This window comes from Halolamina salina (assembly GCF_054653455.1).
Window position 1 is genome coordinate 695,639 of record NZ_BAAIGE010000002.1, and the last position, 23,566, is coordinate 719,204.

Below are 23,566 nucleotides of genomic sequence, written 5' to 3' on the forward strand. Positions count from 1 at the left end.
CTTTCCTTCTCGGCGTCAGGCCCGCATCACGCGCGAGTGGAAGAAGCGGACGAGTCGGTCGAACTCGTCGACGATCTCGGCGGCCGCGACCTGATCGAGCGTCGCGAACTGCCGGCTCGCCGCGAACCCGTCGTAGCCGTCGGCGATCTCGTACTCCAGTTCCTCCTCGATCCCGGCCTCGTTCTCCCGGACCACCGCGCGCATCTGCTCCTTCTCGGCCTCGCTGCCGCCGTAGATGTTCACCCCGAACTCCACGGTGCCGTCGGAGCCGACCTGAATCCGGTAGCGGAGCACGCCGCCGGCGTAGGCGGGGTGGTCGGGCCGGACGAGCAGTTCGTTCCCGCGCTCGACGGAGACCAGATCCTCGGGGTCGGTGTCGAAGGTCCCGACGAGGCGGTCCTGTATCCCCTCCGCGACGGCGTCGAGCAACACGGGGAGTTCGAGGCTCTCGGCCTCGCCCGCCTCGTCGCCCGCTTCGTCTCCCGTTCCGTCCTCGGCCGTCCTGTCCCGATCGTGCGCTCCGCTCCCGGCTTCCGATTCACTTTCGTCGTCCGCTCCGGCACCGCCGTCGGCGCCATCGTCCGCCGCGAGCGCCGACTCGTGGCTCGGCGCGTCCGCGGTGTCCTCACCACTGTCAGATTCGCGTTCCCCGCCTGCGGCCGTCTCGGCGCTCGCGTTCGTGCCGGCGACCCACTGCTCCGCGCTGTCGGTGCTCTCCGCCTGCTCCCCGTCGTCGGGGACGAACTGCACGAGGAACTCCTCGCTCTCCGGCGCGCCGAACGCCTCGACGCGGATCGCGTCGACCGCCACCTCGCGGTCGCTCAGGAACGTCGCCAGATCCAGCGCCTCGTCGGCGAACGCCGTCCCGAGCAGCCGGACGCGCTGCTCCTCGTTGAACGCCTCGGGGTCGAGCGGGGCTTGGGTGAAGTACTCCGCGTGCGCCTCGCGGAGCGACCCCCCGTCGTACTGCTCGTTCAACGCCTCGTAGGGGCGGTCCGCGACCGTGCTGGCGCGCTGGAGCGTCTCCGTGACCGTGTCGCTGTCCACCGTCCCGTCGACGGCGCCGACGACCACTGCCGACCCCTCGGCGTCGAGCGCCAGCGCCGTCGCGGCGCCGTCGCCCGCGGCCGTCGTCACGAACAGCACGTCGTCGCCGCCGAGCGTCCCGCCGGGGCCTCGGAGGAGCGCGCCGGCGAGTCCGGCCGTCTCGCCGGGACCGAGCGGCTGCACCGGGACGACGCCCGACTCGCTGGTGCGATAGAGATCCATGGGGTATCCTGCGCCAGCCAGCGCATCAAGGTTACGGGGTGGCCTCCGGCGGCCTCACACGCCGGAGCCGACAAGAAAGCTTATACCGGGGCCGCAGAAAACCACAGGTGGACGCCGGCACGGTACCTGGGTAGGGGTACTTCGGTACCACGCCGGCCCATTCATCTCCGCAGTATTCACGTCCCTCAGCGACCGCTACACCGTATGGAGTTCCACGTCTGGGAGCCAGTCTACGAGCGGATCCTCGCCGACTTCGGCTTCGGCCGCGCGGCCGACGAGCGCGCCCGCGACCGGCTGGCGGCGCTGACCGAGCCGTTCGACCTCGACGCCCTCCCCGCGTTCGAGGGGCGAACGGTCGCCGTCGCCGGCGCCGCCCCGACCCTCGCCGGCGAGGCGGAGACTGCTGCGGCGGCCGACCGCGTGATCGCCGCCTCCTCGGCTGCGGCGACGCTCCGGGACGCCGGGATCGAGGTCGACGTCGCAGTCACTGACCTCGACGGCGTGCCCGAACACCTCGCCGCCGCGAGTCGGGAGGGCGTCCCGGTCGCGGTCCACGCCCACGGCGACAACGTCGACGCGCTCGAAGAGTGGGTGCCGGCGTTCGCCGACGAGCGACTGCTGCCGACCACACAGGCCGCGCCGACGGCTCACGTCCGGAACTTCGGCGGCTTCACCGACGGCGACCGCGCGGCGTTCCTCGCGGACGCGCTGGGCGCCGGCGAACTCCGGTTCGTCGGCTGGCAGTTCGACGACCCCGACGTGGGCGAGCTGAAAGCGAGGAAACTGCACTGGGCCGAGCGGCTGCTCTACTGGCTCGAGACGCGGCGCGGCGAGCGGTTCGTGGTGCTCGACGGGCGGCGGGAGGAGTTGCGGCTTCCCGTAGAAGGTCGGCGATAGCGTCGTTTACACGTCCACCAGATCGCTCCCGCCCGGCGGCAGGAACTCCTGGATCCGGTCGGCGCTGGCGATCTTCCGGACGAACGACTCGTCGGCGAAGCGGGACTTGAACTCCCGGTAGCACTTCACCGCGGCGTCGTTCTGGGCGAACTTCCCGGGTTCGAGCGTAATCGTCGTCTCCGCCGTCGGCTCGATCGCGCTCGGCGGGCCGCCGATCACCCGCGTCTCGTCGTCGCAGGTGATGCCCACTTTCACTCGGGAGGGCATATCCCGGAAGTACTCCCGCTCGCCCCGAATCGCGAAGCCGCCCTTCTCCAGATACTCGCCGGACTCGGGCGTCTTGCTCACCTGATCCGGCTCGACCATGTAGGCGTCGCCGGCGCCGCGGCCGTCCTTCCAGACCGAGGAGTACGCGACCGCGAACTGGGCGGCCTCCTCCAGACTCGACTCGGGCCAGTCGACGGGGCTGGACGGCTCCGAGGGACCGCTGGCCTTGAGAATCGTCACCGGGCCGCCGTGGGCCTGCGTGTGGAAGAAGCGGTCGTGCTTGTTCAGGTACTTCTTCACCAGCGCCTCGTTCTGGTCGGCGTTGCGCCCGCCGATCACGAGGTAGCCGTCGCTGGTGTGGAACCACCGGAACTCCTCGTACCAGTGCTCGGGCTGGCGGACCGGAATCTCCGTCCGGGAGAGCCAGTCGATATCTTCCCGCTCCTCGTCGGGTTCCGGCTCCGGCTCTGGCTCCTCCTCCCACTCCTCGCGGCGTTTCTTGACGGCCTCGAGCCGCTCGCGGGTGTCCTCGATCGCCTCGCGGGCGCCCTCCTTCTTCCCCTCGACGCGCTTGGCTTCCTGATAGAGGCGATCGGCGTTCTTCTCGACGCCCGTCGTCGCGTCGAGGGTGATCCGTTCGTCGTCCACCTCGACGGTGACCGTCCCCTCGGAGCCGTCGACGTCGACGACCGCCTCGGCGGCGGGGATGCCCTGCTCGGCGCCCTCCGCCAGCGTCTCCTCGATCTCGTCCCACGGGCGGTCCTGCTCGCGGGCCTGCTGGATCGTCGACAGCACCTCGTCGATCAGGTCGTAGCGCGCGTAGCAGATCTCGGCTTTCCGCCGGAGCGCTTCGGCCTCCTCCTCGAACCCCTCGATGGCCTGCTCCTGCTGTTCGATGATGCGTTTCTCCTTCTCGATCTCGGCCTCGAAGTCGGGGCGCTCGCGGCCGCCGCCCTCCTCTTCGCGCTGGGCCTGCTCCTTGAGTCGGTAGAAGTACTCCTCGAGGGCGGGGTTGAACGAGTCGAACGCCTGACTGTGGAGGTCGGATCGCTCCTCCAGCACCACGGGGCTTACGTCGACGACGCGGCCGCGCTCGGTCAGCGGGCGGTCCTCGTCGTCCTCGCCGTCCTCGTCGAGTTCGACGTACACCCGGGGGTCGAACTGGCCGCCCCGGAGCGCCTCGGCGAGATCCGTCAGCTCGCGGTGGATCGCGCGGTACTCCTCCTCGCCCGCCTCTTCGATGTCCATCGCCTTCTCGACGCCAGCGCGGCGACAGAGCTCCTCGCCCCAGAAGCCGCCGAGATTGAGTTGGGTCGCGACCGTCCGCACCACGTCGGTGTCGGACTGCTCCATCCGGGCCTCGAGCGTGTCGTAGTCGACTTCGAGCGGATTGAGCCGGGACTGTGGGAACTCGTAGGGGCTGCCCGGCGCGACGGTGCGGGACTTGAGCCGCACCGTCTCCAGCGAGCGCACGACCTCGCCGTTGCCATCGAGGACGGCGACGTTGCCGTCGCCGAACAGCTCGACGACGAGCGTGGTGTTCTGGTCGGGGCGCTCGAACTCGAAGACGAGGATGCGGTCGAACTCGTACTGGGAAACGGAGACGAGGTCGGCGCTCTCGATCCGGTTGCGCAGCATCATCGCGAACTCCGGCGGGCGCCCGGGCGCGTCGGGCACGCGCTCGGGGTCGGCGACGTGGGCCTGCTTGTTCTCGCCCACCTCGATCAGCAGCTCCACCCGCCCGCGGTCGAAGTCCCGGAGCTTCAGCCGCAGCATGTCCTCGTCGTAGAGATACGCCTTGTCGAGCTTGGCTCCCTCGTAGCGGGAGAGCTCGGTCGCGAGCGCCGCGAGGTCGACGCTCGACAGTTCGCGTTTCGGCTCCATGCGCCGGATTTCTCGGGCGACCGGGAAGGGCGTTCCGTTCGGGACCCACGCTACGAGGGAGTGCTCGCGGCGCCGGCCGAGGCAGCGACTACCGCTCGCGTTCGGTCTCCCGGTCGCGGCGCTCCCGGCGGGCGTACTCCTCGGCGTCCTCCATCGTCTCGGTTCCGAGCAGTTGGTCGAGCTTGCGCTCGAACTGCGCCTCGCTCAGCTCCCCCTCCGCGTAGCGCCGGCGCAGGGTTTCGAGCGGCGTCTCGTCGTTCTCGTCGCTCGATCGGTTCGATACCCGGTCGTCGATGGCTTCGTCCAGCCACTCCTCCTCGTCGTCGTCATCGAACAGCATCGCGGTGATCGGCACGACCGCGACGTAGCCGACGAGCATCGCCGCCAGCCACCAGCCCTGATCGGTGAACAGCGCGCCCAACCAGATCGCGGTGACGAGCGTGCTCACGATGCCCGTGGCGTTCTCCCGGAGCCGCTGGCCCACGGAGTCCTGCCCGTCCCCGCCTGCGTCGCTCATACGCGGGGCATTGGGCGACGCTGACAAAAACACTCCCGTTCAGAGCCGCTTCGAGACGTACGGGCCGTCCTGGTGGTAGCCAAGCTTCTCGCGGTAGTACTCCCGGACGCCGATGCCCGAGATGATGCTCAGCTTCCCGAAGCCGGCCTCGCGGGCCTGCTTCTCGGCCTCGCGGACGAGCCGCTTCCCGTAACCGCGGTGCTGCCACTCCTGCCCGTCGTCGTCGCCGCTCCCGTCGAACGTCGCTTCGGAGCCGTAGACGTGCAGTTCGCGGACGAGCGCGGCGTCCTGCAGTTCTCGACGGACGGGGTCGTTCGGGAACCGCAGCCGGCAGAAGCCGATCAGCAGGTCCCGCACGGGGTCCTCGAAGGAGATGAACCGCTCGGTGCCGCCGCCGGCCTCGTACTCCATCGTGTCCAGCGTGATCTCCGCGGGATCGGGGTCGGCGTCGTTGTGCCCGACCTCACGGGCGCGGATGTCCCGGATGTCGTACCCCTTCTCCTCGGCGCGCTGCTGGGCGAGTTGGCGGAGGTTCGACTTCCAGACGCCGCCCTCGATGAAGTCCGCGGGGATGTCCCGCTGGACGCGCTGGAGCCGGCAGTACTTCGGGATCTCGTTCATCGCGTCGGCGACGACGTCGGCGGCGGTCTCGTTGTCCAGCGGCTCGAAGTCCTCGCGCTTCCACATGTCGTAGACGCGGGTGCCCTCGACGACCAGCGTCGGGTAGATCTTGAGGTAGTCCGGCCGCCACTCGGGGGAGTCGAACAGCTGTCGGAAGTCCTCGCGGCACATCTCTTGGCTCATCCCGGGCTGGCCCGGCATCATGTGGAAGCCGACCTTGAACGCCGAGTCCCGCAGCCGGCGGTTGGCGTCGATGGAGGCCTGCGTGCCGTGGCCGCGGTGCATCTCGCGGTTGATGCGCTCGTAGGTGGTCTGGACGCCGACCTCGACCTTCGTGCCGCCGAGATCGAGCATGCGGTCGATCTGCTCGGGGTCACACCAGTCGGGCTTGGTTTCGAAGGTGATCCCCGTCACGCGGATGTCGCCCGTCTCGTTCCGGGCGATCACGTCCTCGAGGTACTCGAACTCCTGCTCCTCGGGGGGTTCGGCGAAGCTTTCGGTCTGACTGGGGTCGGGATCGGAGTCGAGGTCGTACTCGTTCATCGCCTGCAGCGCGCGCTTGACGAACCACTCCTGGTAGTCGTGGCTGCGGGCGGTCATCGTGCCGCCCATCAGGATGAGTTCGGCCTTGTCGACGGGGTGGCCGATCGAGCGGAGTTGTTCTAGGCGGAGCGTGACCTGGCCGTAGGGATCGTAGTCGTTCTGCTCGCCGCGGGCCGCCGCGGGCTCGTGGCCGGTGTAGGACTGCGCCGAGGAGAACTCCGAGGCCGGCCCGCCGGGGCAGTAGAGACACTTCCCGTGCGGGCAGAGATGCGGCGAGGTCATGATCGCGATGGGCGAGACGCCCGAGGCGGTCCTGACGGGCTTGCGCCGGACGACGGACTTCACCTCCTCGCGCCACTCGTCTGGGGCGTAGCTGAGGATATCGCCGTTGGTGGGGACCTTGGGGGCGCCCGTCTCGCTGCAGACCTCGCGCTTTGCGGCCTCGAGGTCGTCGCGTTCGAGGCCCTCCTCGATGATCCGGCGGCAGAGCTCCTCGCAGGCGTCGACGAAGGCGGGGGGGTCGCCGTTTTCGGTGTCCGCGGCGTCCGTGCTCATTGGTGTGTGGTGGGTGGTTTTCGGGGTTAAGGGTTGCGAGCGAGACAGGGAAACGTCGCGAGTGGAACGAGCGACGGTAAACTGTCTCGTTATGCGAACGGCGAACGGAGTGAGCCGTGAGCCAGTGAGGGAGGTAAACGTGAGGAAGTGAAACGACTGAACGGCAAACTTCCTCGTTACGCGAGCGGTGAGCGTCAGCGAACCGCGAGCCAGCGATTGAGTTGATCGATCGGCGATGACTACCGTATCCGCGAACACGACCGCGGAGTGAGCAGGGCCACTTGTGACCGCAACCGCCCCGCACAGCCCTCACCGCTCGCGTCTCACTCCGTTCGCCGCTCGCTTCGAGGCGGTTTGCCTCGCCTTCGGCGAGTTTTCCCACCTCGGTTCCTCCCCAGCCGATTCGTTCGCTTCGCTCCCTCGTCCCTCGCGCGCTCGTTCGCGCAGGGACGCGCTCACGTCACGCGCTACCGCGGCCGCGGTGCGGTGGCGGTGGACGCCGCGCGCCGGCAATCGTCGCCGGCGCGCGGGGGAGGGGTGGGGACTCGGGGCTGCGCCGGACCTCGTGTCCGGCGCCCTGCGGCCACAAGTGGTCTACGAACGAGATGCTGTTGCTGTTACAGTAGTCGGTAATGAAGACGAGCCATCGACGCGAACCGAAGAAACCCGAGAAAACGCAGCGAACCGAGAATCAGTCGAACTGCTCGACGACCGCCCCGACGACCGCGATCTCGACCTCTTCACGAGCACCGGAGAGGAACTCGATCCGACCCTCGCGCAGGCCCGCAGCGCTGATTCCGGCGTTCGGCGCGTTCGAGGCCGCTTCACGAGCCACTTCTCGCAGGTCCACGTCCGTGTCCGCGCGGACCCAGAGTTCGTCCATCGCGACGCCGATCGTCACGGCCGCGTCGCCGCGGCGGTGGAGCTCGTCAAGCAGCAGCGAACTCGGCGGGAAGTCGTACTTGTGGGTGTACTCCTCGGTGTCGAGCACCGCGACCTCGACGCCACCGCTCTCGCTGCGCTCGATGTTGGCCTCGGCGGTCTCGACTTCCGTGTCCATCTTCTCGCGGAACTGGGTCGCGATGTGACCCGCCAGCGTCTCGCTCTCGGCGGCGTCCTCGGGCGCGCCGGCGGCGACGGCCTCGGGGCTCTCGCCGAACAGCAGGTCGCCGACCAGTTCGCGCTTCTCGTCGTAGGACTGGTAGAACGCCTCCAGCGCGATCGCCTCCCGCAGCTCCGTCACCGCCTCCTCGTCGAAGCCGGCCTCGCGGGCGGCGTCGAGGTAGGAGTCGGGCGTGTCCTCCCAGTAGCTGACTGCCGGCAGGTGGGCGATCTCCTCGCGCACCTCGGGGGAGACCGTCGTCGCGAGCGACGACGCCAGCGCGCCCGTCGAGAGCCCGTCGGCGTCGGGGTTGACCAGCACGTCCGACGTGTCGGCGATCTCCGGGTCCGCCGGCGCGGCGTCGACGACGACGCGCTTGGCGCCGTAGATCCCCAGCATCTCCAGCCCGTCCTCGCTCTCGACGGTGGAGGCGGTGCCGGCCAGCACCACGAGCGGCAGCTTCTCGTCGTGCCGGTCGCGGTCCTGCAGCATGCTGGTCACGTCGTTCGTCGCGTCGTTCATCTCGTACACCGACTCCTCCAGCGGACGCCGGTTCACGTAGTGGTACTCGGCGTCGCTCTCGGCGTGCTCCTCGCGCACCATCGGGAGGATGGCGCGTTCGAGCGCCACGCCGGCGACGTAGCCGTCGGCGGTCGCGGCGTGCCGGACCACGATCGGTCGGGACTCGAACACCGCGCGGCGGATCGCCTCGGCGGCGTCGAGCAGGCTCTCGCCGGCCGCCGCGAGCGTGTCGTCGTCGGCCACAAGCGTCGCCTCGTCCGGGCGGGCGCGCTCGGTCAGCGCCTCGGCGAGCCGTCGCTCGACGGCCTCGCGCTCCTCGCCCTCCAGCGCGACCAGCGCCTCGGTCTCGACCTGCAGCTCCTCGCGGCGGATCTCGACCTCGCCGTCGAGTCGGACGATGTCGCCCACCTCGATCTCGGGGTAGGCGCGCACGCCGGCCTCGACGAACGCCGCGCAGTCGACCACGCCGGTCTCGTCGCGGAGTTCGAACACGGTTGGGCCGCCGGTCTGTCGGGCGCTGACGACCTCGCCCTCGATGCGGACCTCCTCGCCGACGCGGTCGGAGAGTTCGCCGATGTCGCGGCGGGTCGGCTCCTCCGGCTCGGCGCCCGCGGGCGTCTCCTCGGTGTCAGCCTCCGCCGGATCGGCATCGACGGGCTCGCTCTCCGCAGATTCGGCCTCGGCGGGCTCGGACTCGGCAGGCTCCGCCGCCGTCTCGTCGGCGGTCCCCGCCGCGGCCTCGGCGCCGCTGCCGTCGGTCTCGGCCGAGGCGGACTCCTCGTCCTCCTCGGTCGTCGCTTCTACGTCCCGCTCACGCCCGTTTCCCTCTTCGACCTCCTCTTCCTCGTCCTCGGGGAGCAGCTCCTCGGTCCCGTCCTGGATCAGCGTCCCGCGGAACTCGCGGTCGGCCTGCCGGATCGAGGAGGTCAGATCGACGTTGCCGTTGTCGCGAACGTTCTTGACCTGCACGAAGACGGTGTCGCCGGCCTCCCAGTCGAGGCTCTCGAGGCGGCCGTCGAGTTCGGAGCGGTGGAGCAGCCCTGTGACGTTCGACGAGAGGTCGACGAACACGCCGAAGTCGGCGTAGCCGTCGACGACGCCGCGGTAGAAGCGGTTCTCGACGAGCTGGTCCGGGCTGTTGCCCCGGAACTCGAAAACGACGTCCTCTTCGTGTGACTGGCAGATGTGGCCCTCGGTATCGGCGCCACAGATGATACAGTTGCCCATTTGTGAGGACAAACTCGGTCCGCCCTAAAGGCGTTGTCGAAACCAACCGCGATCGGCCGGAACGACCCCGGCTCAGAGGCCCGCGGCCGCGAATCCGCCGTAGCCGTAGCCGAACAGGACGACCGCCGGCAGCGCCGCTGCGACCGCCGCCCGCGGGATCGACGTGTGGTGGCGGACTGCGGTGCCGACGACGAGCAGCACTGCCCCGTACAGACAGCAGACGACCCGCAGCGGCGCCCACGGCACGGCGGTCAGCAGGCAGGGCGCGGTCGCGTACGCGATCACCTGTACCGTCTCGCTCACGCCGCCGCGGTCCGGCGCCAGCAGCGACAGCCCCACCGTCTCGATCGCCGCCGAGAGGTGAAACGCCGCCGGGGCGAGAAACAGGCCGACGCCCAACAGCACCAGCACCGCGCCCAGCCCGCTCCCGAGTCCGAACGGTGGTGCAACGCCGCCGGTCTCGAAGGTCGGCATGTCGCCCGTCGCCAGCCGGCCGGCGACGGCGCCCAGCGCCACGAGCACGCCGAAGACCAGTCCCGGCGCCTGATCCGCGGGCGCGACCCCGTTCCGGAAGAACCGCCGCGGGCGGACGAGCACCTCCGCCCACGCGCGAGCGAGCGCCCGCGGGCCGCGGTCGCGGCCGCCCTCCGGGTCGGCGATCCACTGGGTCATCGGTACGCCCCCGTCTCGGACATTCTCAGTCGGTCCTGAGCGTGTGGCAGTTCCGACACCGTGCCTCGTAGGACTCCTCGGCGCCGACGACGATCGTCTCGTCGTCGACGTGGGCGGGCTCCCCGTCGACCAGTCGCTGGTTCCGGGTCGCCGGCTCGCCGCAGACGGTACAGATCGCCTGTAGCTTGTCGACGTACTCCGCGATCGCCATCAGCTCCGGCAGCGGCGTGAACGGCTCGCCCCGGAACGTGATGTCGGTGCCGGAGACGATCACCCGCCGGCCGTCGTTGGCGAGCACGTTACAGACGTTGACGAGGTCGCGATCGAAGAAGTTCGCCTCGTCGATCGCCACCACCTCCTCGCCGTTGAGGTACTCCTGAAGCTCCCAGACGCCGTCGCCGACGTTGTCGATGACCCGTGCGTCCCACTGACGCCCCTCGTGGGAGCCGATCGTGGTTTCGCCGTACCGATCGTCGATGGCCGGGGTGAACGCCGCCACGTCCTGTCCGGCGATCTCCGCGCGGCGCAGACGCCGGAGCAGCTCCTCGGTCTTCCCCGAGAACATCGATCCGGTGATCACCTCGACGAAGCCGCTCCCGGTGATCTCGTGCATACTGGGACGGGGGGTAGGGAGGGGTAAAGGGCTGCCGAACGCTACCGCCCGCGGATCGTCGTCCCCGGCTGCTCGCCCGCGAGGAACGCCCCGATGCTCTCGGGGCCGAACACCGACGCCGGCGCGCCGAGATCGAGCAGTTGCCGCACTTTCGCGGCCATCCCGCCGGTCACGTCGGCGTCGGCGTCGCTCCCGCCGAGCGCGTCGGCGGCGTCCTCGAACGCGGTGATCTCGGGGATCACCTCGTCGTTCCCGTCGAGCACGCCCGGCACCGTCGAACAGAGGCCGACGCGGTCCGCCGAGAGGTGTTCCGCGGCGGTGGTGACGATCTCGTCGCCGGAAAGCACCGTTACGCCCTCACCCGCCGTCGCGATCACGTCGCCGTGGAGGACGGGGACGAACCCCTCGTTCAGCATCGTTGCTGCTTGGTTCATCGGGAGGTCGAGGTCGCCGTCGGCGTCCCGGGCGCCCGCGGAGAGCGGGTGGACCGGGAGCGCGGGCACGCCGCGCTCGTGGAGTCGGGAGAGCACGAACTGATTGAGCGTCTTCATCGCGCCGTGGATAGCGATCGCGTCGGCGGCGTCGCCGCTCCCGTCGGTCGTGGTGACGCCCGCCTCACTGGCGTGATGGTGGCCGAAGCTCCCGCCGCCGTGGACCAGCACCAGTTCGGACACGTCGCCGCCCTCCATCGCCTCGGCGACGGCGTCGGCCGCCGCGTCGAGCGCCGCGCCGTCCAGCGTCTCCGCGCGGTCCTTCTCGGTGATCACCGAGCCGCCGAGCTTGAGGATCGTCGGGTTCATTCCTCCGCACGCACCCCCTCGGTCGCGAGCTCGGCGCGGAACGCCTGCTCACAGCCCGGCGAGTACTCCAGCGCTCGCCGGGTCGCTTGCGTCCGATCGAGGGCGACGATACAGCCGCCGCCGCCCGCACCCGTTAGCTTCGCGCCTTCCGCCTCCGCCTCGCGGGCGGACCAGACCATCCGATCCAGCGAGCGCGAGGAGACGCCCAGCGCCGACAGCAGCCCGTGGTTGAAGTCCATCAGGTCGCCGAGTTCGTCGAGCAACACGGGGCTGGGTTCCTCGCCGGGGTCGGCCTCGGCCAGTAGCTGCTCACCCTCGCGGGTGAGGTCGCCGATCGTCTCGACGGTGTCGGCGGCGAACTCGTACTCCTCCTTGAGCGCCCGAACGCCCGCCACCAGTTCGCCCGTATCGCCCGCGCCGCCGTCGTAGCCGATCACCAGCGGGAGTTCCGGCGCCTCGATCGGTCGGGTGTCGTCGCCCTCGACGCGGACCGCCCCGCCCATCGCCGAGCAGTAGGTGTCCGCGCGGGAGGCTTCCCCGCCCTGCACGGTCGATTCGGCCTGATAGGCGCGGTCGGCCAGTTCCTCGGGATCGATCGACTCTCCGCGGGAGCGCACCGCGGCGTCGATGGCGGCGACGACGACCGCCGCCGAGGAGCCCAGCCCGCCGCCCAGCGGGATGTCGCTCTCGATGGTCACGTCGAACCCCGCCTCGGGGTCGTCGAGCGCGTCGCGGGCCTGCCCCAGCGCCTCGTCGACGTACCCCGTCGCGGCCTCGACGAGGGTCGAGGGCACGTCCACGTCGGGCTGCTCGTCGGTCTCGCCGCCCCACTCCACGGTGAAGCCGTCGAGGGTGAGCTCGTCGGCCTCGACGCGGACGCGGTGGTCGTCGCGTGGCTCGACGCTGACCCGCGCCCGGCGCTCGATCGCACAGGGCACCGCGGGCTCGCCGTACACCACGGCGTGCTCCCCGAACAGGTACACCTTGCCGGGGGCGCTCGAAGTCGTCATGTCCGAACGCTCGCTCTCGATCGTTACAGTCGTTCCGACTGCTACTCGTTGGGCTCGTAGGCGTGCACGTCGCCGTCGACCTGCGGCGCGCCGACGGCCAGCACCTCCGCGGTTCCCTCGGCGTCCTCGGGACAGTACGCCCGGTGGGGACTCTCGGGATCGGCCGCGAACAGTTCGTCGTCGCCGACTTCGAACGTCCCCTCGGGGGTCTCCACCTCGATCGTCCCCGAGATCACGTAGAACGCCTCCTCCTGCTCGTCGTGGTAGTGGTACGCCAGCGGAATCTCCTCGCCCGGCTCGACGCTGTAGCGGTTGAGCGCGACCTGTTCGAGTCCAGCGGCCTCGGTCAGCCGCCGGAGTTCGCACGGTCGATCGGGAGTCGGCTCCACGTCCTGCGTTCGCACGGTTCGGTAGCCCATGGCTGCATCTGGGTGAGAGTCAGGAAAAGCCCGTCGTCAGAGTAGTGGAGAGAGCATCCTGAGCGTTATTGATGGCTGACAGCGACAGCAGCTCTATCGTTGGCAACCGAGACAGCAACCACAACGCTGGCAGCAACTCGAGGCTAGACCACTTGTAACCGCACCGCCCCGCACAGCCCTCATACCTCCCCAGCCGACTCGTTCGCTCCGCTCACTCGTCCCTCGCGCGCTCGTTCGCGCAGGGACGCGCTCACGTCGCGCGCCACCGCGGCCGCGGTGCGGTGGCGGTGGACGCCTCGCCGGCGCCGACGGTCGGCGCCGGCGGGGGGAGGGGTGGGGAATCGGTGCTGTGCCGGACCCTGTGTCCGGCACTCTGCGGTCGCAAGTTGCCAACGATCGAGTTGCTGTTGCTGTCGCTGTCTCAGTTGCCAGCGATCGAGCCACTGGCGCGGTTGTCGTCGAGCGGAATCACGATGCTACCTACGAAAACGAGTCCGCTTCACGAAACCGAAGTGAAACCACGTCAGACGACACAGCGCCGCCGCTACCCGCCACAGAACTGGACGCAGAAAGGATCTCGACGGGCCTACAGCCCGGCCTCGAAGTCTTCGAGGGCGTAGCTGGGCTCGGCGCCGCGGCGGTCCAGCGTCTCGTTGGCCAGCAGCCAGTAGACCACCGACAGCGCGCGCCGACCCTTGTTGTTGGTCGGGATGACCAGGTCGACGTTCGAGACGGCGTTGTTCGAGTCACACATGGCGATGACGGGGATGCCGACCGTGATGGCCTCCTTCACCGCCTGCGCGTCGCCGATCGGGTCCGTGACGACCACGACGTCCGGCTCGATGTAGCCGTCGTACTTCGGGTTGGTCAGCGTGCCCGGGATGAACCGGCCCGTGCGGGCGCGGGCGCCGATGGCGTCCGCGAACTTCTCCGCCGGGAACCGACCGTACTGCCGCGAGGAGGTGACGAGCACCTGCTCGGGGTCGTAGTTGGAGAGGAACTCCGCCGCGGTCCGGATGCGGCCGTCGGTCTGGCTCACGTCGAGCACGTAGAGACCGTCGTCCCGGACGCGGTGGATGAACCGCTCCATGTCCTTCGTCTTCTGCTGGGTCCCGATGTGGACCCCAGCGGAGAGGTAGTCCTCGACCGGGATGAGGAGGTCTGCTTCCTCCTCGTCCGGCATGACGTTCTCGTCGAACCGGGACTCCTCTTCCTCGGCCTCGTCGGCCTGCTCTGTCTCTGCCTCGTCGTCCGAGGCGGGCTCTGCCGCCGCGTCGGAGTCGGCGACCTCGTCGGCCACTTCTTCCTCGGCGGGTTCTGTGTCGTCGTTCTCGCTTTCGCTCATACAGCGTCCTCCGCGATGCGGATGAGTTCGTTGAGTTTGGCGGTTCGCTCGCCCCCGACGGTGCCCGTCTTGATGAACGGCGCGCCGGTCGCGACGGCGAGGTGTGCGATCGTCGTGTCTTCGGTCTCCCCCGAACGGTGGGAGATCACGGGCGTGAACCCGTTGCGGGTCGCGGTCTCGATGGCGTCGACCGCCAGCGAGAGCGTCCCGATCTGGTTCGGCTTGATCAGGATGCTGTTGCCCGCGCCCCGCTCGATACCCTGCTGGAGTCGCTCGGTGTTGGTGACGAACAGGTCGTCGCCACAGACGAGCGTCTCCTCACCGACTCGGTCGGTGAGTTCGGCGAACCCCTCGAAGTCGTTCTCCTCTAAGGGGTCCTCGACGTACGCGAGGTCGTACTCGTCGACCAGTTCGGCCACGTAGTCGATCTGCCCCGAGGGACTCCGAGAGACGTTGCCGTACTGGTAGGCGTCGCCGTCCCAGAGCTCCGAGGCCGCGATGTCGAGACCGAACTCGATCTCGAAGCCGACGTCCTCGGCGACCTGCTCGCAGGCCGTCGCGACGATCTCGAACGCCTCGCTGTCGTCGATCGACGGCGCCCAGGCGCCCTCGTCGCCTTTCGCGGCGGGGATGCCGCGCTCGGTGAGGAGTTCGCCCACGGTCTCGTGGACCGCGGCGTTGGCGAAGGCCGCCTCCGCGACGGAGGGTGCCCCGACCGGCGCCGCGAGGAACTCCTGGATGTGGGTCGCGTCGGCGGCGTGCTCGCCGCCGCCCACGACGTTGCCCAGCGGCACCGGGAAGTTTCCCCCCCGGAACGTGCCGCCGAGATGCTGGTACAGCGGCGCCCCGAGCACGTCGGCGCCGGCCTTGGCGGCCGCCATCGAGATGGCGACCGCGCTGTTGGCGCCGATCTCCGAGAAGTCCTCGGTGCCGTCGGCGCCGCGCAGCGCGGCGTCGACCTCGCGCTGGTTCCCCGCGTGGACCTCCTCCACGAGTCGGGGGACCGCGTGCTTCCGGGCCGCGGCGATCGCCTCGCCGGGCGGGAGCTCGACGGCCTCGTGCTCGCCGGTGCTGGCCCCGGAGGGGGCTGTCGCGCGGCCGAAGCCGCCCGATCGCGTCAGCACGTCGGCCTCGACCGTGGCGTTGCCACGGGAGTCGAGCACGCGCCGGAGCGAGACGCCGCTGATGCGCGTCATTTGCCCTCCCGTCGTACCGTGAACGGCAGGACGCCGGCGTCGTACTCCTGTGCCGCGATGAGGTACGGCTCGGTGCGATCGGTCTCCACGAGCACCGGCGCGCCGTACGATAGCTGCAGCGCTCGGGCGCCGATGATGCGGGCCTTCTCGTACCGATTGAACTCCGTGCTCATTGGTAGGGGGAGACGACGTCCACCAGGTCGCGGTGGCTGACCATCATGCGCCGGCAGCAGTGCCGATCGACGCCGAGGTCGTCGAGCACCGCCGCGGGGTCCTCGTCGCCGTCACGCGCTCGTTCCTCGAACTCCTCCCAGTGTTCCCCGATGACCTTGCCACACGAGAAACACCGGACGGGTATCATCATGGTTTGATCACCTCAGCGGTAGGACTTCTGGTAACGGGCACGCGCGCCGGGCCCGCCCCACTTCTTCGGTTCGGACTGCCGGGAGTCGTTCACCAGCAGCGAGCGGTCGAACTCCATGTAGGCGTCGCGGAGTTCGGCGTCCTGCAGGTGCTGGACGAGTCCGCGGGCGATCGCGGTGCGGGCCGCGTCGGCCTGCCCCGCGAAGCCGCCGCCGGAGACCGACACGTCGATGTCGACCTCCGAGCGGAGGTCGTCGCCGGCGATGCGGAACGGCTCCAGCATCTTGAGCCGCGAGAGCTCCGGTTCGACCAGCTCGACGGGCTGGGAGTTGATGCGAACGCGACCCTCGCCCTCGCTTACGGTGGCGCGGGCGACGGCCGTCTTCTTCTTGCCGGACGTGTTCGTTACCATGTCTTGTTGGCGCCGAGGGTCTCGGAGATCTCACCGAGCGTGGTGAACTTGATGTTCGAGAGCCGGTCGAGCGAGGTGCCCTCGAGCACCTCGCCGTCGCGGTCGTGGGGGTTGCCCACGTAGATGCGGATACTCTCGAAGGCCTCGCGGCCGCGGTCCTGCTTGTACGGCAGCATCCCGCGCACCGAGCGCTTGAAGATGCGGTCCGGACGCTTGGGGTAGTACGGTCCCGAGTCCGAGCCCAGATTCGCTCGCGTGCGGTAGGTGTCCATCGTGGCCTCCTCGTTGCCGGTGATCACCGCCTGCTCGGCGTTGATCACGGCGACGCGGTCGCCGTCGAGGGCGCGCTGGGCGACCTCGCTGGCGACGCGGCCCATGATGCAGTCGCGGGCGTCGACGACGAGGTCGGCCTCCCACTCGGCGACGCTCATCGAATCACCCGCACGTTGCTGCCTTCGGGGTTGTTTTCGAGTTCCTGTTCGAGCTGTACTGCCTCGCCGACCTGGTCGATCTTCTTCCGGGCGGTGCCGGAGAACTCGACCGCGGCGACGGTAACGTCTTTCTGGAGCACACCGCTACCGAGCACCTTGCCGGGCACGACGACGGTCTCGTCTTCCTGGGCGTACCGCTCGATGCGGCCCAGGTTGACCTCTGCGTGCGTGCGGCGCGGCTTCTCAAGTCGTTCGGCGACGTCGGCCCACACGTTGGCACCGACGTCGCGGGAGACCGACTTGAGCTCGGCGATGAGGCTCCCTAGTCTCGGGTTCGTCTTGTTGCTACTCATGGATTGACCTCTGAAGTGGAGTTGCCTCCGGAAAACTGAGAGTGCAGGGAGCAGGATTTGAACCTGCGGACCTCTACAGGACAGCGCCCTGAACGCTGCGCCGTTGGCCTGACTTGGCTATCCCTGCCTGCACTCTCGTGTACTCGATGTCCCTTGAAAGCGGTTTCGGTCCGCACCCACGCCGCGCCGGCGCCGCGGCTCCCGGATCGGGGGCTGGCGTCGGGGTGGCGTGGACTTTGGAACATCAGACTGCGACTTTCTCTTGCAGTTCGTCCGCGCGTGACTCGATCGACTCGATCCCGCGGAGCACCAGTTCTTCGACCGTCATCGAGCCGTCCGTCTCCACGTGGAAGACGAAGGCCCCGGGCACGTCCTCGACTTCGAGTTCCTTTCCGGGGTAGCGCTCGGTCAGGTCGTGATCGAACTCGTCGGTGGGGACCAGCTCACCCTCCTCGGTCTCGATGACCCCGCGGAGGATGTTGGTCTCTTCCTCGTCGAACTCGCCGCGGTCGCCGACGACCGACACCTTCCGCAGGTGGCGGTAGCCGACCGCGACGCCTCCCGACTGCTTGGCGTGGCTCTTGCCGTCGTCGAGGACGGCCTCGGCCTCCAGCTCGATGCGCTGGTTCTCGCCGCCGGGGTTCTCGTTGAGCTGGATGATCGGGATGTCCTCGTCGGCGGGCTGGACGTCGGGGTCCGAGGACTCGATGTCCCCGGAGTACGCCGTGCCCGGCCCCTCGACGTCGAGCGCGAGGGTGACGGTGTCACCGTACTCGAAGTCGTCGGGCGTCGTCAGCGGGACGAGCCCGAGTCGGAGCCCGATCATCTCGTCGAACATCACCGAGGAGTTCTCCACGACGTGGAGCGTGTCGATGCTCAGCGTGGGCACGTCCGCGATCATCGCCCGGCGAAGCCCGTTGGCAAAGGCCGGGGTGAGACCGCGCACGAGGATCCGCGCCTCGCGATCGTCGCCTCGGATGTACTCGACGTCGAATTCGTCTGCCATGTGTTACAGTCGGTTCTTCTTGGGTGCGCGCGTCCCGTCGTGGGGAAGCGGGGTCACGTCCTCGATGCGGCCGATCTCCAGGCCCGCGCGGGCGAGCGCTCGGATCGTCGCCTGCGCGCCCGGCCCCGGGGACTTGGTGTCGTTACCGCCCGGACCGCGAACACGGACGTGGACGCCGCCGATGCCGGCGGCCTTCACGTCGTCGACGACCGCCTCGGCCATCTGCATGGCCGCGTACGGCGACGCCTCGTCGCGGTTCTGCTTCACGACCGTCCCACCGGAGGACTTCGCGACCGTCTCCGCACCGGTGGCGTCGGTCACCGTGATCAGCGTGTTGTTGAACGACGCGAACACGTGTGCGATGCCCCACTTCTCGTCGTCGTCGGCTGTGGACTCGCTCTGGCTCATTCGTCTTGACCCTCCGCGCGTGCGGGGTGGAGTTCGTCCGCGAGAACGGAGTTCTCGTCGAACTCGATGGTGTCCTCCTCCGCGACGGTCACGAACTTCGAGGGCTCGGTGACCCGAGCGCCGTCGACGGTGACGTGGCCGTGGACGAGGAACTGCCGAGCCTGCTGGGGCGTCGACGCCAGCCCCTGCCGGTAGACGACGGTCTGGAGACGGCGCTCCAGCACGTCGGTCTCGTCGAGGCCCAGCACCTCGGTGATGTCGTCGTTCTCGTTGAGGATGCCGATCTTCCGGAGCCGAGCGACGAACTCGTCGCCCTGCTCGTTCGCGGCCTCGACGTCGCCCTGTGCGGCGCCGAGCAGCCGTCGGGCCTCGCGGCGGAAGTCACGCAGGCGCGACTGTGCGCGCCAGAGCTCTTCCTTGCTCTCGAGCCCGTAGCGGTCGACCAGTCCGGCCTCCTCGGCGATACGCTCGCCCTGGAACGGGTGGTTCGGCGTCTCGTAGCGTTTGGTGGCGTTACCTGTCGTCATTCTGCCTCATCCTCCTCCATCTCCTCGCGGATCTCCTCGATGTTGACCCCGATGGTCCCCTCGGTTCGACCCGTGGACTTGGTCCGCTGTCCGCGGACCTTCTGCCCGCGCTCGTGGCGGACGCCCTTGTAGGAGCTGATCATCTTCATGCGGTTGATGTCGTGGCGCCGGGACTCCTCGAGGTCGCCCCCGGTCTCGTGGGTGGTCTCGCCGGAGAAGAAGTCCTTCTGCCGGTTGGCCATCCACTCGGGGACGTAGTCGCCGAGATTCTCGACGACCTCGACGACGCTGTCGATCTCGTCGTCCTCGAGGCGCCCGAACGTCGCCTGCCGATCTACGTCGGCCTCGTCGGCGACGATGCGCGCCATGCGCTTGCCGATGCCTTTGAGTTCGCTGAGGGACCGCTCGACGGATTTGGTCCCGTCCAGGTCGGTCTGCCCGATCCGGACGAAGTACTGGAGGTCCTCGTCCCCCTCCGCCTCGCCGTCCGCTGGTTCTTCTGCACTCATATCTGGTTGGTGTCGGTGCGAGCGTTGCGGCGGGGATTTGAACCCCGGAGGCTGTGCGCCACAGAGTTAGCAACCCTGCGCCTTGGGCCAGGCTAGGCTACCGCAACCCGCGTTGTCTTCTATCGTCGCCCGATTCCTCGGACTCGGGACGCCGCGCCCCTACAGTTCACTACACCCATCGCTTCCGGGAGTACACACTTAAACATCACGGAACGGGGGTGGGTGTGTGAGACGGAAACACCGCCGACGGCGGCGGGCCGATCGCCCGACGCGGCTGTCACGCGCCGCCGGCTACAGATCGAGAATCTCCCGCGCCTCCGCCGTCGACGCTACGGGCCGACCCAGTTCCTCGGCGATCCGGACCGTCCGCTCGACCAACTGTGCGTTGCTCTCGGCCTGCTGACCCTTCCGGTAGTAGAGGTTGTCTTCCAGCCCAACCCGGACGTGACCGCCCAGCAGGATCCCCATCGTCGTCAGCGGGAGCTGGTGGGGACCGAAGGCGAGTACGTTGAACTCCGCGCCGTCGGGCACGTTCTCGACCATGTTGAGCAGATTACGGGGGTTGGGAATCGTCGTCGTCCCGCCGCCGAACACGAGGTTCACGTACGGCGGCTCGTCGAGGTCGTCCCAGATCCGCAGCGACTCGTTGAGGTGGCCGCCGTTGAACACCTCCAGTTCGGGCTTGATCCCGCGGGCCTGCATCTCCTCGTGGAGCGCGTCGACGAGCGCCCGGGTGTTCTCGCTGGTGAGGTGCTGGTAGCGATTCAGCGGCCCCATGTCCAGCGACGCCATGTCGGGCGCGGGGTCGGTCCGCAGCGGCTCGGCCCGGAGCGCGTCGGGCGCCGCCGTCCCGCCGGTGGAGTGCTGGATCACCACGTCGTCGGTCGCGTCCCGGACCGCCTCAGTCAACTCCTGAAACCGCTCGGTCGAGAACGCTCGTTCCCCGGAGTCCTCGCGGGCGTGGAGGTGGAGGATGCTCGCCCCCGCCGCCTCCGCGGCGGCCGCCGCCTCGGCCACCTCGGCGGGCGTCTCGGGGACGTTCGGGTTGGCCTCCTTCCCGTGGACCCCGCCGGTGAGCGCGGCGGTGACGATCAGCGGCTTCCCGTCGCGGTAGTCGTCGTAGCTCACGAGCCGGCCTCCTCCGTCCCCGACTCGCTTTCGCCGTTCGCTCCCTCGAACCCGGTGATCGAGCCGAGTCCCTTCGCCTCGCGGTAGAACTCGCAGTCGGTCTCGGGGTCCAGCCCGTAGCGCTTCGCGCAGACGTCGGCCCGCATCGGCTGGACGAACGCGTCGACGGCGGTGCAGTACGGCCGCTCGCCGTCGAACTCGGCGTCGTCGCCGGCGCGCCGCCGTTCGAGGAACTCACAGCTGTCGGACATACCCGAACGTGGCGCCGCCGCCCCATCAAGCTACCTTCGGTGGCACACCACACGGCTCCGACGGACCGCCGGACTTTTTCGAGCGTTCCGGGTAGCCGGCAGCGTGTCCACCGACGAGTCAGCCGACGCCGACGACGTGACTCGTCGGCTCGACGACGCGCTGGAGCGGGTCGCCCACGGCGCCGCCGTCTCGGTGCCGAGCATCCTGCTCCAGCGCGGGCTTACCGTCGCCTTCACCGCCGCGCTCACGAACGGGCTGGGCGCCGCGCCGTACGGCCTGTTCGCGCTGGCCCGGCGCATCCAGCGGTTCCTCTCCCGGATCGTACTCGGCTTCCGCAGCGGGCTGAGTCGCTTCCTCCCGACCGCCGATCAGGAGGAGCGGAACGCGCTGGCGACGTTCGCGTCGCTGCTGCTGTTGGGCGTGTCGACCGCGTTCGGTGCCGGCCTCTTTCTCGCGGCGCCGCGGCTCACGGCGATGGCCGGGCAGAGCGAGCAGTTCGGGACGCTACTGCGGGTGTTCGCGCTCGGGATGCCCGCGAGCGTCTGGCTCTTTACCGTGACCGAGGTGCTCCGGGGAATCGAGGCGGTCGCGCCGCTGAACCTCACGCTCCGGTTGGCGTTCCCCGCCGCGCAGTTGGTCGTCGGCGTCGTCGGCGCGTTCGTCCTCGGCGACATCCTGTTCGTCGCCGGGGGCGTGCTGGCGGTGATGGGACTCACCGGCGTCGGCGCCGCACTCTGGGTCGTTCGCGCACGCGGGTTCCGCCCGCGCCTGCGCGGCCCCGACCTCCCGGCGCTCCGCCGGCGCTACCTCGACTACACGATCCCGCTGTTCCTCGGCGGGATCGCGACGACGACCCAGCGACTCGGCTTCTACCCCCTCATCGCCGTCTTCCTCACGGGCGTCGCCGGCGGCGTGTTCTCCGTCGGCGTGCTGGTCTCCCAGTTAGTCCGCCTGCCGCTGATGGCGATCAACCAGTTCATCCCGCCGGTCGCGGCCGCGCTCAACGAGCAGGGCCACGAGGAGGCGCTGTCCCGGCTCTACCACGTCACCAGCCGGCTCGTGCTCGTCGGCGTCGTCGCCGCCGCGGTGCCGGTGGTGATCTACCGCGAGACGGTGATGGCGGCGTTCGGCCCGACGTTCACGGCGTACGCGCCCCTGCTGACGCTGTTCGTGCTCGCACAAGTCGCCGCCTGCGCCGCGGGCAGCGTGGGGATCCTGCTGCGGATGACCGACCACCAGCGTGCGCTGTTGGTGACCAACGTCGCGATCACGACCGTGCTCGCGGTCGTCGCCATCCCGCTCACCCGCCGGTTCGGCCTCGCGGGCGTCGTCTGGACGTACCTCCTGATGCTCACGCTCAACAACGGGATCGAGGTGCTCGTGCTCTACCGCCTCGAGGGGCTTCAGCCGTTCACGAAGCGACACGGCTTCCCGCTGGTGGCCGCCGTTCCCTACGCCGGCGTCGGCCTCGCTGCCCGTGCGGTCGCGCCCGGCGTCGTCGGTGCCGTGGGCGGAACGCTGGTCGGACTGGGCGTGTTCGCGGCGACGCTCAAGCTGCTGGGGTTCACCCCCGTCGAGCGCCGGCTGGCGTCGACGCTGTTCGAGCGGTACGGTGAGCTGCTGCCGGGTCGGTGAGGCGGCGGCTCAGTCCGCGGCGGAGATGTACTTCTCGTTGATCTCGTACTCGCCGCGGTCGTTCTCGACGAGGTACTCGCCGTAGTAGGGGACGCGGTCGGCGACGACGGCCTCGAACGTCTCGCGGATCTCCTCGCGGCTCATCTCGCCCATCGACTGCAGGTCGTCGTTGCGGTTGAGACAGCCCTTCAGGTACCCCTCGTGGGTCACCCGGACCCGGCCGCAGTTGGCACAGAAGTCGGCGTTCTCGACGGGGTCGACGATCTCGACCATCCCGCCCTGGAACTCGTCGAGTTCGGAGGGCTGGGGGGCAGCGGCGACCGACTCGGCGGTGTCGGGGTTGACGAAGTAGCGCTTCCGGTCGTGCATCTCGCGGTGTTCGACGTGCTCGGCGATATCCTCGAGCCAGTCGTGGACGCGGTCGATCTCGATGTTCCACTCCGGGCGGCCCGTGAGCTCGGGCATGTACTCGATCAGCTGGAGCTGAAGCCCCTCGTTCTCGGCGACGTGTTCGACCATCCCCTCGACGTAGCCGGCGGTGTGCTCGAACACGACCATGTTGAGCTTCACCGGCGCGAGGTCGGCGTCGACGGCGGCCTGCACCCCCTCCATCACCTTCTCGTAGGCGCCGGACTTGGTGATCTCGGCGAACTCGTCGGGGTCGAGCGCGTCCTGCGAGACGTTCACGCGGTCCAGCCCGGCCTCCTTCAGGTCCTCGGCGCGGCCCGGGAGGAAGGTGCCGTTGGTCGTCATCGACACCTCCATCTCGTCGGGCGCGCGGCGGATGATCTCCTCTAAGTCCTGTCGGAGCATCGGCTCGCCGCCGGTGAGCTTCACCGAGTCGACGCCGTACTCCGAGACCACGTCGAGAAAGCGCACCACGTCGTCGGTGTCCATCTCGTCGTCGCCGGGCTCCATCGGCCCGCGCGTGTCCCCCAGCCCCTCGTTGTGACAGTAGACGCAGTCGAAGTTACACCGGTCGGTGAGGGAGACCCGGACCCCCGTCACCTCGCGGCCGAACTCGTCCGAGAGCGGCATTGGCTTACGGTTCGTCCGGACGGGCTTAAGCCTCCGGGTGGTGAC

General features: G+C 69.2%; 26 protein-coding genes and 2 tRNA genes. 2 read left to right on the forward strand and 26 right to left on the reverse strand.

Annotation, left to right across the window (positions count from 1 at the left end; genetic code table 11):
- Window positions 1-15 precede the first annotated feature (15 nt).
- Window positions 16-1,269 carry a hypothetical protein gene (locus ACYQZ5_RS04190; RefSeq protein ID WP_459845279.1) on the reverse strand — a complete coding sequence of 418 codons (1,254 nt, stop codon included), beginning with the start codon at window positions 1,267-1,269 and terminating at the stop codon, window positions 16-18.
- A gap of 204 nt (window positions 1,270-1,473) precedes the next feature.
- Here ACYQZ5_RS04190 and ACYQZ5_RS04195 point away from each other — a divergent pair, with 204 nt between their 5' ends.
- Window positions 1,474-2,166 carry a 6-hydroxymethylpterin diphosphokinase MptE-like protein gene (locus tag ACYQZ5_RS04195; RefSeq protein WP_379818893.1) on the forward strand — a complete coding sequence of 231 codons (693 nt, stop codon included), beginning with the start codon at window positions 1,474-1,476 and terminating at the stop codon, window positions 2,164-2,166.
- 6 nt (window positions 2,167-2,172) lie between these two features.
- Here the strand turns inward: ACYQZ5_RS04195 and rqcH are convergent, their stop codons facing one another.
- The 24 genes from rqcH to ACYQZ5_RS04315 all read right to left on the reverse strand — a co-directional run bounded on the left by rqcH (window position 2,173) and on the right by ACYQZ5_RS04315 (window position 20,847).
- Window positions 2,173-4,317 (reverse strand): ribosome rescue protein RqcH, encoded by a 2,145-nt coding sequence (gene rqcH / locus ACYQZ5_RS04200; RefSeq protein ID WP_379731744.1) that lies wholly within the window; start codon window positions 4,315-4,317, stop codon window positions 2,173-2,175.
- 88 nt (window positions 4,318-4,405) lie between these two features.
- Complete coding sequence (locus tag ACYQZ5_RS04205; protein ID WP_379731745.1) at window positions 4,406-4,834, reverse strand: SHOCT domain-containing protein; 429 nt, start codon at window positions 4,832-4,834, stop codon at window positions 4,406-4,408.
- A 39-nt stretch (window positions 4,835-4,873) separates the two neighbouring features.
- Window positions 4,874-6,553: a tRNA uridine(34) 5-carboxymethylaminomethyl modification radical SAM/GNAT enzyme Elp3 gene (locus ACYQZ5_RS04210; RefSeq protein WP_379731746.1), complete on the reverse strand. Its 1,680-nt coding sequence runs from the start codon at window positions 6,551-6,553 to the stop codon at window positions 4,874-4,876.
- A gap of 691 nt (window positions 6,554-7,244) precedes the next feature.
- A complete protein-coding gene (locus tag ACYQZ5_RS04215; protein WP_459845282.1) occupies window positions 7,245-9,404 on the reverse strand; it encodes a DHH family phosphoesterase in 2,160 nt (719 codons plus the stop codon).
- Window positions 9,405-9,476: 72 nt separating this feature from the next.
- Complete coding sequence (locus ACYQZ5_RS04220; RefSeq protein ID WP_379818208.1) at window positions 9,477-10,076, reverse strand: YIP1 family protein; 600 nt, start codon at window positions 10,074-10,076, stop codon at window positions 9,477-9,479.
- A 25-nt stretch (window positions 10,077-10,101) separates the two neighbouring features.
- Entirely contained in the window at window positions 10,102-10,689 is a 588-nt protein-coding gene (locus ACYQZ5_RS04225; protein ID WP_379732850.1) for a thymidine kinase, read from the reverse strand.
- Window positions 10,690-10,730: 41 nt separating this feature from the next.
- Window positions 10,731-11,489 (reverse strand): isopentenyl phosphate kinase, encoded by a 759-nt coding sequence (locus tag ACYQZ5_RS04230; RefSeq protein ID WP_379818210.1) that lies wholly within the window; start codon window positions 11,487-11,489, stop codon window positions 10,731-10,733.
- On the reverse strand, window positions 11,486-12,499 hold the full coding sequence (gene mvk, locus ACYQZ5_RS04235; RefSeq protein WP_379818211.1) for a mevalonate kinase: 1,014 nt from the start codon (window positions 12,497-12,499) through the stop codon (window positions 11,486-11,488). The genes ACYQZ5_RS04230 and mvk overlap by 4 nt, the downstream gene beginning before the upstream one ends.
- Before the next feature lie 41 nt (window positions 12,500-12,540).
- Entirely contained in the window at window positions 12,541-12,918 is a 378-nt protein-coding gene (locus tag ACYQZ5_RS04240; RefSeq protein ID WP_379733127.1) for a cupin domain-containing protein, read from the reverse strand.
- Window positions 12,919-13,504: 586 nt separating this feature from the next.
- Entirely contained in the window at window positions 13,505-14,263 is a 759-nt protein-coding gene (rpsB, locus tag ACYQZ5_RS04245; RefSeq protein ID WP_379732654.1) for a 30S ribosomal protein S2, read from the reverse strand.
- Window positions 14,260-15,459: a phosphopyruvate hydratase gene (gene eno / locus ACYQZ5_RS04250; RefSeq protein WP_459845286.1), complete on the reverse strand. Its 1,200-nt coding sequence runs from the start codon at window positions 15,457-15,459 to the stop codon at window positions 14,260-14,262. Before eno ends, rpsB begins: the two co-directional genes overlap by 4 nt.
- Window positions 15,456-15,632 (reverse strand): DNA-directed RNA polymerase subunit K, encoded by a 177-nt coding sequence (locus ACYQZ5_RS04255; RefSeq protein ID WP_053948626.1) that lies wholly within the window; start codon window positions 15,630-15,632, stop codon window positions 15,456-15,458. Before ACYQZ5_RS04255 ends, eno begins: the two co-directional genes overlap by 4 nt.
- Window positions 15,629-15,823 (reverse strand): DNA-directed RNA polymerase subunit N, encoded by a 195-nt coding sequence (locus ACYQZ5_RS04260; RefSeq protein WP_053948627.1) that lies wholly within the window; start codon window positions 15,821-15,823, stop codon window positions 15,629-15,631. The genes ACYQZ5_RS04255 and ACYQZ5_RS04260 overlap by 4 nt, the downstream gene beginning before the upstream one ends.
- A gap of 12 nt (window positions 15,824-15,835) precedes the next feature.
- Window positions 15,836-16,234, reverse strand: a complete 399-nt coding sequence (locus tag ACYQZ5_RS04265; protein WP_379731574.1) for a 30S ribosomal protein S9 — start codon at window positions 16,232-16,234, stop codon at window positions 15,836-15,838.
- Window positions 16,228-16,665, reverse strand: coding sequence for a 50S ribosomal protein L13 (locus ACYQZ5_RS04270; RefSeq protein ID WP_379731573.1), 438 nt, complete (start codon window positions 16,663-16,665; stop codon window positions 16,228-16,230). The genes ACYQZ5_RS04265 and ACYQZ5_RS04270 overlap by 7 nt, the downstream gene beginning before the upstream one ends.
- On the reverse strand, window positions 16,662-17,018 hold the full coding sequence (locus tag ACYQZ5_RS04275) for a 50S ribosomal protein L18e (protein WP_053948630.1): 357 nt from the start codon (window positions 17,016-17,018) through the stop codon (window positions 16,662-16,664). Before ACYQZ5_RS04275 ends, ACYQZ5_RS04270 begins: the two co-directional genes overlap by 4 nt.
- 42 nt (window positions 17,019-17,060) lie before the next feature.
- Window positions 17,061-17,145 (reverse strand) — tRNA-Leu (locus ACYQZ5_RS04280).
- A gap of 117 nt (window positions 17,146-17,262) precedes the next feature.
- On the reverse strand, window positions 17,263-18,024 hold the full coding sequence (locus ACYQZ5_RS04285; RefSeq protein WP_379731572.1) for a DNA-directed RNA polymerase subunit D: 762 nt from the start codon (window positions 18,022-18,024) through the stop codon (window positions 17,263-17,265).
- Window positions 18,025-18,027: 3 nt separating this feature from the next.
- A complete protein-coding gene (locus ACYQZ5_RS04290; protein ID WP_053948632.1) occupies window positions 18,028-18,432 on the reverse strand; it encodes a 30S ribosomal protein S11 in 405 nt (134 codons plus the stop codon).
- Window positions 18,429-18,959 (reverse strand): 30S ribosomal protein S4, encoded by a 531-nt coding sequence (locus ACYQZ5_RS04295; protein WP_379731571.1) that lies wholly within the window; start codon window positions 18,957-18,959, stop codon window positions 18,429-18,431. Before ACYQZ5_RS04295 ends, ACYQZ5_RS04290 begins: the two co-directional genes overlap by 4 nt.
- Window positions 18,956-19,468 carry a 30S ribosomal protein S13 gene (locus ACYQZ5_RS04300; protein ID WP_379731570.1) on the reverse strand — a complete coding sequence of 171 codons (513 nt, stop codon included), beginning with the start codon at window positions 19,466-19,468 and terminating at the stop codon, window positions 18,956-18,958. Before ACYQZ5_RS04300 ends, ACYQZ5_RS04295 begins: the two co-directional genes overlap by 4 nt.
- Window positions 19,469-19,490: 22 nt before the next feature.
- A tRNA-Ser gene (locus ACYQZ5_RS04305) sits at window positions 19,491-19,575 on the reverse strand.
- A 184-nt stretch (window positions 19,576-19,759) separates the two neighbouring features.
- Entirely contained in the window at window positions 19,760-20,596 is an 837-nt protein-coding gene (locus ACYQZ5_RS04310) for a beta-keto acid cleavage family enzyme (RefSeq protein ID WP_379731569.1), read from the reverse strand.
- Window positions 20,593-20,847: a hypothetical protein gene (locus ACYQZ5_RS04315; RefSeq protein ID WP_379731568.1), complete on the reverse strand. Its 255-nt coding sequence runs from the start codon at window positions 20,845-20,847 to the stop codon at window positions 20,593-20,595. Before ACYQZ5_RS04315 ends, ACYQZ5_RS04310 begins: the two co-directional genes overlap by 4 nt.
- Before the next feature lie 103 nt (window positions 20,848-20,950).
- Here ACYQZ5_RS04315 and ACYQZ5_RS04320 point away from each other — a divergent pair, with 103 nt between their 5' ends.
- Complete coding sequence (locus ACYQZ5_RS04320) at window positions 20,951-22,483, forward strand: lipopolysaccharide biosynthesis protein (protein WP_379818274.1); 1,533 nt, start codon at window positions 20,951-20,953, stop codon at window positions 22,481-22,483.
- A 9-nt stretch (window positions 22,484-22,492) separates the two neighbouring features.
- Here ACYQZ5_RS04320 and moaA read toward each other — a convergent pair whose 3' ends face one another.
- Window positions 22,493-23,521, reverse strand: coding sequence for a GTP 3',8-cyclase MoaA (gene moaA / locus ACYQZ5_RS04325; RefSeq protein ID WP_379732009.1), 1,029 nt, complete (start codon window positions 23,519-23,521; stop codon window positions 22,493-22,495).
- Window positions 23,522-23,566: the final 45 nt, after the last annotated feature.